The 9,223-nt window shown below is 72.0% G+C and carries 9 protein-coding genes; 6 read left to right on the forward strand and 3 right to left on the reverse strand.

The features are described from left to right. Window positions 1-26 precede the first annotated feature (26 nt). Entirely contained in the window at window positions 27-1,514 is a 1,488-nt protein-coding gene (locus AB0H52_RS21130) for a glycoside hydrolase family 3 N-terminal domain-containing protein (protein WP_357949407.1), read from the reverse strand. 215 nt (window positions 1,515-1,729) lie between these two features. Between AB0H52_RS21130 and AB0H52_RS21135 the strand changes: the two genes are divergently transcribed. From AB0H52_RS21135 to AB0H52_RS21150, 4 genes are all read left to right on the forward strand, one after another. Then, a complete protein-coding gene (locus AB0H52_RS21135; protein ID WP_255421242.1) occupies window positions 1,730-1,855 on the forward strand; it encodes a hypothetical protein in 126 nt (41 codons plus the stop codon). Between the two features lie 88 nt (window positions 1,856-1,943). Then, window positions 1,944-2,894, forward strand: a complete 951-nt coding sequence (locus tag AB0H52_RS21140; RefSeq protein WP_357949410.1) for a TIGR03557 family F420-dependent LLM class oxidoreductase — start codon at window positions 1,944-1,946, stop codon at window positions 2,892-2,894. Window positions 2,895-2,968: 74 nt separating this feature from the next. Continuing rightward, entirely contained in the window at window positions 2,969-4,600 is a 1,632-nt protein-coding gene (locus AB0H52_RS21145; protein WP_357949413.1) for a RecQ family ATP-dependent DNA helicase, read from the forward strand. 52 nt (window positions 4,601-4,652) lie between these two features. Further along, window positions 4,653-5,156, forward strand: coding sequence for a hypothetical protein (locus AB0H52_RS21150; RefSeq protein ID WP_357949416.1), 504 nt, complete (start codon window positions 4,653-4,655; stop codon window positions 5,154-5,156). Here the strand turns inward: AB0H52_RS21150 and AB0H52_RS21155 are convergent. Next, window positions 5,146-6,735 carry an MFS transporter gene (locus tag AB0H52_RS21155; RefSeq protein ID WP_357949419.1) on the reverse strand — a complete coding sequence of 530 codons (1,590 nt, stop codon included), beginning with the start codon at window positions 6,733-6,735 and terminating at the stop codon, window positions 5,146-5,148. The genes AB0H52_RS21150 and AB0H52_RS21155 overlap by 11 nt on opposite strands. Window positions 6,736-6,816: 81 nt before the next feature. On the opposite strand from AB0H52_RS21155, the gene AB0H52_RS21160 reads away from it, so the two are divergent. Together AB0H52_RS21160 and AB0H52_RS21165 are read left to right on the forward strand one after the other, a co-directional pair. Next, the gene (locus AB0H52_RS21160; RefSeq protein WP_151490913.1) at window positions 6,817-7,578 is read left to right on the forward strand and encodes a TetR/AcrR family transcriptional regulator; all 762 of its coding nucleotides are present in this window, start codon (window positions 6,817-6,819) and stop codon (window positions 7,576-7,578) included. Between the two features lie 8 nt (window positions 7,579-7,586). Further along, complete coding sequence (locus tag AB0H52_RS21165) at window positions 7,587-8,489, forward strand: AraC family transcriptional regulator (protein ID WP_357949423.1); 903 nt, start codon at window positions 7,587-7,589, stop codon at window positions 8,487-8,489. Here AB0H52_RS21165 and AB0H52_RS21170 read toward each other — a convergent pair. Then, the coding region (locus tag AB0H52_RS21170; RefSeq protein WP_357949426.1) for a transposase at window positions 8,456-9,223 on the reverse strand (768 nt) is incomplete at its 5' end. The genes AB0H52_RS21165 and AB0H52_RS21170 overlap by 34 nt on opposite strands.

Here is a 9,223-nt window from a genome sequence, read left to right on the forward strand (position 1 = left end):
GGGCGGTCAGCGCGTTCCCGGGGCGGTCAGCGCACCCGGCCGGTGAGCGCCTCGGCGGCTGCCCACCCGCTGGCCCGGGTGGCGCCGTGGGTCGCCACGTGCACCGCCCCGGTGACCAGCTCGGGCACGCCCAGCTCGACGACGACGGCGTCCGGGCGGGCAGCGACGGCCCGCCGCACGGCGGCACGCATCCAGTCGTGCCGGTGCAGGTCGCGGACGACCAGCACCAGTGGACGGTCGCCCGCGGCGGCGCCCGGGTCGGCCGGCACGTCCGGCTCGGCGTAGCGGACCGTGCTGGTGCCGGGCAGCAGCTCGCCCAGCGGCTCCCCGAGGCCCCATGGCGTCTCCGCGCCGATGGCGATGTTGCGGGGCGGCTCGAACTCGACCACGTACGCCGGGCGGGTCAGCGGCAGCACGGTCTCCGGCCGCGCGGTGGTGACCCGCACGGCGCGGCGGGCGGCGACGAGCCCGACGTCGGTGGCGTCGCGCGCCGTCGACCGGGCGGTACGGGTGGCCACCGTCCAGGCGGCGAGCTGACCGATCCGCTTGGCGGCCTCGGCGAGGCGTTCCTCGGGCAGTTCACCGGAGATCACGGCGGCCACGATGGCGTCGCGCAGCTCGCGGGCGTCCTGCTCGCCGGCGCGTTCGCCGCCGATGCAGATCGCGTCGGCCCCGGCGGCGAGGGCGCGGACCGCCGCCTGCGCGAAGCCGTACCGGTCGGCGACGGCACGCATCTCCACCGCGTCGGTCACCACCACGCCGGAGAAGCCCAACTCGTCGCGGAGCAGGCCGCCCAGGATGCGCTGGCTCAGCGTGGCCGGCAGGTGCGGATCCAGGGCGGGGACCAGCAGGTGGCCGGTCATCACCGCCTGCACCCCGGCGGCCACGGCGGCCCGGAACGGGGCCAGTTCGCAGGCGTCGAGCCGGTCCCGGTCGGCGGTGATCCGGGGCAGGTCGTGGTGGGAGTCGACCCGGGTGTCGCCGTGGCCGGGGAAGTGCTTGGCGCAGGCGGCCACGCCGCCGGCCTGGAGTCCGCGTACCCAGGCGGCGGTGTGCCGGGCGACCAGGTCCGGGTCGGCCCCGAAGGAGCGGACGCCGATCACCGGGTTCGCCGGGTTGGAGTTGACGTCGGCGTCCGGGGCGTAGTCGAGGGTGACCCCGGCGGCGGCCAGTTCGGCGCCGAGGTCACGGGCGACCGCCTCGGTCAGCGCCGGATCGTCGATCGCCCCGAGGGCGAAGTTGCCGGGTCGGGAGCTGCCCCGGCCGGATTCGATCCGGGTGACGTCACCGGCCTCCTCGTCGATCGCCACGATGACGTCCGGGCGTTCGGCGCGCAGCGTCGCCGTGAGGGTCGCCACCTGCTCGGTGTCGACGACGTTGCGGGCGAAGAGGACCACCGAGCCGAGCCCCTCGCCGAGCCAGCGACACACCCACGGCGGCGGGGTGGTGCCGACGAATCCGGGTTGCAGGACGGCGGCGGCGAGCGCCGGAAGGTGCCCGACGGGCGCGGTCACGCGTTCTCCTCGCGGTGCTGGGCGTCGGTTTCCTGCGTCGGCGCGTTCACGCCGACCCGCTGGTTGCGCTCGCTCATGCGGCCCCCGTACCCCATCTCTCGCGCGCCTGGGGCGCACCGCCCGGGCAGGCGGTGCTGCCATGGTCACACCGAGCGATTGAATAGTCAATAAACCTTACAGTTGCCCGGCGGCCCGGTACCGGGGAGAGTTCGGGGATGGATCCCGCCCTGCTGGCCGACGCGACGAGCCCGGCCGACATCCCCGGCGTACGCCTGCTCGGCCTGGTGGTCGGCGCCCTGCTGCTGCTCGCCGCGATCCGGGCCATGTTCGGCCGCCGCTGACACCGGCTCCGGCACCGGCAACCGGTGTGACCGACGGCGGCCGGGGTACCGCAGTCCCCATCAGCAGGTACGCGCCGAAGGGGACCTCATGAAGATCGGTTACTTTCTGTCCAGTGAGGAGTACACGCCCGCCGAGCTGCTGGAGCAGGCGCGCGGTGCGGAACAGGCCGGCTTCGAGGCGCTGTGGATCTCCGACCACTACCACCCGTGGGTGGACGCCCAGGGTCAGAGCCCGTTCGTCTGGTCGATGATCGGCGCGCTCAGCCAGGTCTGTTCGCTGCCGGTGACCACCGCGGTGACCTGCCCGACGGTGCGCATCCATCCGGCGGTGATCGCGCAGGCGGCGGCGACCAGCGCGGTGCTGCACGGCGGACGGTTCGTGCTCGGCGTCGGCACCGGCGAGGCCCTCAACGAGCACATCTTCGGCGACGCGTGGCCGCAGGCCGACGTCCGGCTGGAGATGCTCGAAGAGGCCGTCGAGGTGATGCGCGAGCTGTGGCGCGGTGACTTCGTCAACCACCACGGCAAGCACTACACCGTGGAGAACGCCCGGGTCTACACGCTGCCGGACACTCCCCCGTCGGTCTACGTCTCCGGTTTCGGCCCGAAGGCCGTCGACCTGGCCGCCCGCATCGGCGACGGCTACGTGAGCACGATGCCGGACGCCGAACTGGTCCGCCGTTTCCGGGAGAACGGCGGCGGCGACAAGCCGTGCCAGGCCGGCTTCAAGGCGGCGTACGCGGACAGCGAGGACGAGGGCATGCGGATCGCGTACGAGCGGTGGCCCAACGCCGGGGTGCCGGGTGAGCTGTCCCAGGTGCTCCCCTCGCCGCGGCACTTCGAGCAGGCCGCCGAGTTGGTCAAGCCGGAGATGATGAAGGAGGCGTTCGTGTGCGGCAACAGCGCCGACGCGCACCTGGAGATGATCGACCAGTACGCCAAGGCCGGCTTCGACGAGGTGTACGTGGCCAACACCGGCCCGCACTACCAGGGCCTCTTCGACCTGTACCAGCGTGAGGTCCTGCCCCGCCTGCGCTGACCCGCCGACCCGACGAGCCCATGATCGTCCGAACGCGTTTCGGCGGTCATGGGCTCGGGTACCTCCGGCCCTCGATGAAACTGTCCACGCATTCGATGTCGTTGCGCCGCGCGGCGCGCAGCCTGTTCGGCTGGAACGCGCTGCGGCCCAACCAACTCGCCGCCATGCGCGCCGTCATGAAGCGACGCGACGCCCTGGTGGTGCTGCCCACCGGTGCCGGCAAGTCGGCGATCTACCAGATCCCGGCGAGCCTGATCCCCGGCCCCACCGTGGTGATCTCCCCGCTGCTGGCCCTGCAACAGGACCAGATCGCGGCCCTCAACGAGCGCCAACGCCCCGAGTTGCGGGCGGTGCGGATCAGCTCGAACGAGTCACCCACCCAGCAGGCCCAGGCGATCACCGAGATCCGCGAGGGTCGGGCGGAGTTCCTGTTCATCACCCCGGAGCAGCTGAGCAACCCCGACCGGATGGCCGAGGTCGCCGCGCTGAAGCCGGCGCTGGTGGCGATCGACGAGGCGCACTGCATCTCGGCGTGGGGGCACGACTTCCGCCCCGACTACCTGGCGCTCGGGCACCTCATCGAGGGCATCGGCCGCCCGCCCGTGGTCGCGCTGACCGCCACCGCCTCCCCGCCGGTACGCGACGACATCATCGCCCGGCTGCGGCTGCGCAAGCCGGAGGTGGTGGTGTCCGGACTGGACCGGCCCAACCTCTTCCTCGAGGTGGCGCACTGCCCCACCGAGGACTACCGGTGGCGACGTCTGGTCGCGTTGCTGCGCGACGACGAGCGGCCGGGGATCATCTACGTGCCGACCCGCCGCGCCGCCGAGGAGCTGGCCACCCGGCTGACCGACGCCGGCTTCCCGGCGCAGTTCTACCACGGCGGGATGGCGGCCGGGGCGCGCGCCGAACTGCACGAGGCGTTCCTCGCCGACCAGGTGCCGATCATGGTGGCGACCTCGGCGTTCGGCATGGGCATCGACAAGCCGAACATTGCCTGGGTGGTGCACATGGCGCTGCCCGACTCGCCGGACAGCTACTTCCAGGAGATCGGCCGGGCCGGGCGCGACGGACAGCCCGCGCGGGTGCTGTTGCTGTGGCAGGCCGAGGACGTGGGCCTGCAACGCTTCTTCAGCGGCGGCCTGCCCGACGAGACCGAACTGCGTGACCTCGCCGCGCTGCTGCGCCGCAAGCCGGCCACCAAGACCGAGCTGCGCGAGGCCACCGGCCTCGGACCGCGCAAGCTGGGCCAGTACCTCTCCCTGCTGGAGCAGGTCGGTGCCGCCGAACCGCGGGCCCGGCAGCGCATCGGCGCGCCCCGCTACTCGCCCACCCCGATCGACGCCGCCGCCGCCGCGCTGGCCGAGGCGGAACGGCAGCAGACGGTGACCCGTTCCCGGACCGACATGATGCGGGCCTTCGCCGAGACCAACGCCTGCCGGGGGCAGACCCTGCTGGCCTACTTCGGCGAGCAGATGACCAAGGTCTGCGCGCACTGCGACAACTGCCACAACGGCACCAGCGTCGCCGACCAGGGGGCGGTCGGGCCGTTCCCGGTGCACAGCCAGGTGCGCCACCCGGAGTGGGGCAACGGCATGGTGCTCTCGTACGAGGACGACAAGATGACGGTTCTCTTCGATGAGGTCGGGTACAAGACGTTGTCGGTGCGCGTGGTGTCCGAACAGGGCCTGTTGACGCTGGACTAGCCTGACCCGGGCACCGATTGACCACACCAAGCAGGGCGGAAGGGGCGTTGCCGTGATCGAGCAACCGGCGTACACCGGTTTTGGATTCTCCGACGGGGAGTGGGGGCTGCTCGCCGGCCTGCCGCAGTCGGTGCTGACCGCGGCGAGCGCCGCCGAGTCCGACGGCACCCGCCGGACCATGGCGGAGAACGCGGCCGGGTTGGAGACCATCGCGGCCGGACGGGAGTCGGCCAGCCCGCTGGTCGCCGCCGTGGCCGGCGAGATCGTGACCCGGGTCGGCGACCCCGAGACCGGCGAGGAACTGCCGGTCATCGCGCCCGCCGACCCGCGGGCGTACCTCGACGACGTGTTGCTGCGGGCCGGTGAGGCCGCCGCGCTGCTGGCGGCCCGGGTCGACGAGGGCGAGGCCGGCGCGTACAAGCACTGGCTGGTCACCATCGCTGAGCAGGTGGTGGGTGCCGCCTCCAGCGGTGGCCTGCTCGGCCTCGGCGGTGAGGCGGTCAGCGACTCCGAGCGGCGCTTCCGCGACCGCCTCGCGCACGTGCTCAACGACTGACCGACGGCATCGGCGTACCGGCCGGTCCGGTCGGCTCCGCGGCCACCACCGCGGGGTCGGCCGGACGGACGCCGCGCAGCGCCATCAGCGCGGTCACCGCCCCCAGCAGCATCGCCACCATGGCGGCGTACGCGGCGAGGTGCAGCCCGTCGGTGAACGCGTACCGGGCGGCGTGCAGCACCCCGTCGCCGAGTTCCGCCGGCAGCCCCTTCGCCACGGCGAGGGTGCCGCCCAACGTCTCCTGGGCCGCGTCGCGGGCGTCCACCGGCAGGTCGGCGGGCAGGCCGTCGACGACCTCGCGGTGGTAGACCGCCGCGCCCACGCTGCCCAGGATCGCCATCCCGAGCGCGCCGCCCAGCTCGCTGCTGGACTCGGTCAGCGCGGAGGCGACACCGGCCTGCTCCGGCGGTGCCGCGCCGAGCACCAGCTCGGTGACGAGCGACATCACCATGACCAGGCCGCCCGCGTAGACGCTGGCACCGGCCAGCAGGAGCCACAGCGGCGAGTCCGGCGTGACCCGGGTCAGCGTCAGGAAACCGAGCACGGCGATCCCGAAGCCCGCGCCGATCAGGTACGCCCGCTCGACGCGCTGGGCGAGCGCGGCCGCGGCCGGGGCGACGCCGCCCACCGCGAGCGACGGGACGAGGCTCCACAGTGCCGCCCGCAGGGGGCTCATCCCGAGCACCAGCTGGAGGTGCTGGGTGGTGAAGATGGCGAAGCCGACCAGCGCGAACATCGCCAGCAGGTTGACCGCGAGCGATCCGGCGAAGCCGCGGCGGCGGAACAGCGCCAGGTCGATCATCGGGTACGCCCGGGTGCGCTGGCGGTGCAGGAACAGCGCTCCGATCAGCACGCCGGCGACGACGGCCAGCACCCGGGCCACGTCGACGCCGTCGCGGGCCATCTCCTTGATGCCGTAGATCACCGGCAGCAGCGCGCCGAGCGACAGCACCGCGCTCACCAGGTCGAACCGCCCGGCGGCCGGGTTGCGGAACTCGGGCACCAGGACCGGGGCGAGCAGGAGCAGCATCAGCATCGCCGGGATGTTGATCAGGAAGATGGAACCCCACCAGAAATGCTCCAGCAGGACGCCGCTGAGCACCGGGCCGATCGCGATGCCGCCGGTGAGCGTGGCGGTCCAGATGCCGATCGCGGTGCCGCGTTGCCGCGCGTCGTGGAACATGTTGCGCACCAGGGCGAGGGTGGAGGGCATCAGGGTGGCCCCGCCGATGCCGAGCACGGCGCGCGCGGCGATCAGCGTCGCGGCGCTGTCGGCGTACGCGGCCAGCAGGGACGCCGCGCCGAACGCGGTGGCGCCGAGCAGCAGCAGCCGGCGCCGGCCGATCCGGTCGCCCAGCGCGCCCATCGTGATCAGCAGCCCGGCCAGCACGAAGCCGTAGATGTCGAAGATCCAGAGCTGTTGGGTGGCGCTGGGACGCAGCTCCTCGCTGATGAAGGGGACGGCGAAGTAGAGCACCGACACGTCCATCGAGACCAGGAGCAACGGCAGCATCAGCACCGTGAACCCGATCCACTCCCGTCGGCCCGCCCGCGGTGCCGGTGTGATCGTCGTCGTCATGATCAGATCCTTTCTGCGTAGGGCGTACGCTGTGATGCGTAGACCATACGCAGAACTAGGATGGCGAGGCAAGGAGGAAAAGTGGCGGCGAAGACGGACGACAGCGGCCCGGTGATCCCACCGGCCATCGAGAGCGCCTGGGGGCTGCGCGAGCGCCCACCCAAGGGGCCCCGGCCGGGGCTCACCGTGCCCGGCATCGTGGACGCCGCCGTCCAGGTGGCCGACGCCGACGGGCTGAGCGCCGTCTCGATGAGCCGGGTGGCGAAGGAGCTGGGCGCCGCCACCATGGCCCTCTACCGCTACGTCGGCTCGAAGGACGAGCTGCTCCTGCTCATGGTCGACACGGGCTACGGGCCACCGCCCGGGCCACCCTCCCCCGGCGACGGCTGGCGGGCCGGGCTGACCCGCTGGGCCCGGGCCGAACGCGACGTGCTGCGGCACCGGACCTGGCTGCTGCACGTGCCGATCACCGGCCCACCGATCACCCCGCAGCAGCTCGGCTGGCTGGAGGACGGGCTGCGCTGCCTCGACGACACCGGGCTGGCCGAGGCCGAGAAGATGTCGGTGATCCTGCTGATCACCGGCTACGTCCGCAACGAGGCCACGCTCACCGCCCAGATCGCCGAGGGCAGCCGGGCCGCCGGCATCGACCCCGGCGAGCTGATGCCCGCGTACGGCCGCACCGTGGCCCGGCTCATCGACCCGGCCCGGTACCCGGCGCTGCACCGGGTGCTGACCTCCGGCGTCCTCAACCAGGACGACGACCCGGACGACGAGTTCACCTTCGGCCTCGACCGGATCCTCGACGGCATCGAGACACTCGTTCGTCGACGGGCGTCGTAAGGAGTCGGATGCTGCACCACAACGCCATCGACACCACCGTCCTGCCGCCGGGCGAGCGGTTCGGCATGTGGCTGGACCTGGTCGCGCGCACCTCGGCGCCGCTGCGGATCCAGTCCGCGCACGCCGACGACTTCGCCGCCCGGGCCGACTTCTTCGACCTCGGCCCGATCCAGCTGGTCGGATACCAGTACCCGTCGCTGGACGCCACCCGCACCCGCAAGCTGGTCCGCCAGTCGGACCCGGAGCTGTACGTGCTGGCCCTCACCACCGGCGGCATCGGCACGTCCAGTCAGGACGGTCGCCGCAGCGAGATCCTGAGCGGGGAGTTCACCTTCTACGACGCCTCCCGGCCGCACGACGTCTGCCATCACGCGACCGAGCCCGAGCGAACCCAGGCGACCTCGATCATCACGCTGATCCCGCACGCCGCGCTGCCGCTGCCACCACAGCGGATGGCCACGCTCTACGGGGGCCGCATGTCCGGCACCGAGGGCATCGGGGCGCTGCTGGCGCAGTTCCTGCTCCGGGTCACCGGGCATCCCGAGCAGTATCATGCCGCCGACGCCGGTCGCCTCGGCGCGGTGGGACTGGACCTGGCCACCACCATGCTCGGCCGACACCTGGCCGCCGAGGACGCGGTGCCGACCGAGGTACGACGTCGTGCGCTGATCACCCAGGTGCAGGCGTACGTGCACCGACACATCGGCGACCCGACGCTCACCCCGCAGGTCGTCGCGGACGCCCACCACATCTCGCTGCGTTCGCTGCACCGGTTGTTCGAGGCCGAGGAGACCACGGTGGCGTCGTACATCCGCGACACGCGGCTGGCCGGGTGCCGGCGCGACCTTAGTGGTCCGCTCCGTAAATCCTTCGGGGGTTATGCGGTCAGGGCCAGTGCGGCAGGCTGGTGATCGCAGCCGGTGGGTTGCTGGGGGTTCTGCTCTTTCTGTTCGTGTCGCTCGATCCGGGCCATCAGGTCCTCGAGGTCGGCCGGGGTGAACTTCCATCTGAAGGGCCGGGCGGTCGCGTTGTAGCGCTGCTCGAAGGCGGTGAGCCGGTCTTCGACCTGGTCAAGGCTGGTGAAGTCGTTGGGTGAGACAACCTTGCGCTGGACGATCGAGAAGAAGATCTCGATCTGGTTGACCCACGAGGCGTGCACCGGGGTGTGGACCATGACCGCGTTCGGGAACCGCTTCGCGAGGCGGTCGATCGAGGCCTGGCCGCGGTGCGACGACCCGTTGTCGACTACCCAGAACACCCGTTTCGCCGAGGCATACGGTTCTTGGGTCATGACTTTTTCGGCCAGGGTCATGAACGGGACGATCCCGGTCTTGGCCGCGCAATGTCCGAACACGCGGGCCTGGTGGACGTCGTAGGCTGCCAGATAGGCCAGGGCGCCACCGCGGTCGTATTCGTGGTTGACCCGCATCATCCGGGCGGTGCCGGGCGCCAAGGTGGGGTGGCAGCGGCAGCGGGCCTGGATGCTGGTCTTCTCGTCGCTGGAGATGACGTACTCGTCCTCTCCGAGCGGTTCGCCGTCGTAGGTGCGGGCGTAGAGGTCGAGCACCCGGCTGGCCTTGACGGCGAAGTCCGGGTCGCGGATGAAGATCCAGGACTGGTGCTGCCAGGGTTTGATCGTGTCGTC

Origin of the sequence: Micromonospora sp. NPDC050695 (genome assembly GCF_040654415.1) — a bacterium.
Lineage (GTDB): Bacteria > Actinomycetota > Actinomycetes > Mycobacteriales > Micromonosporaceae > Micromonospora.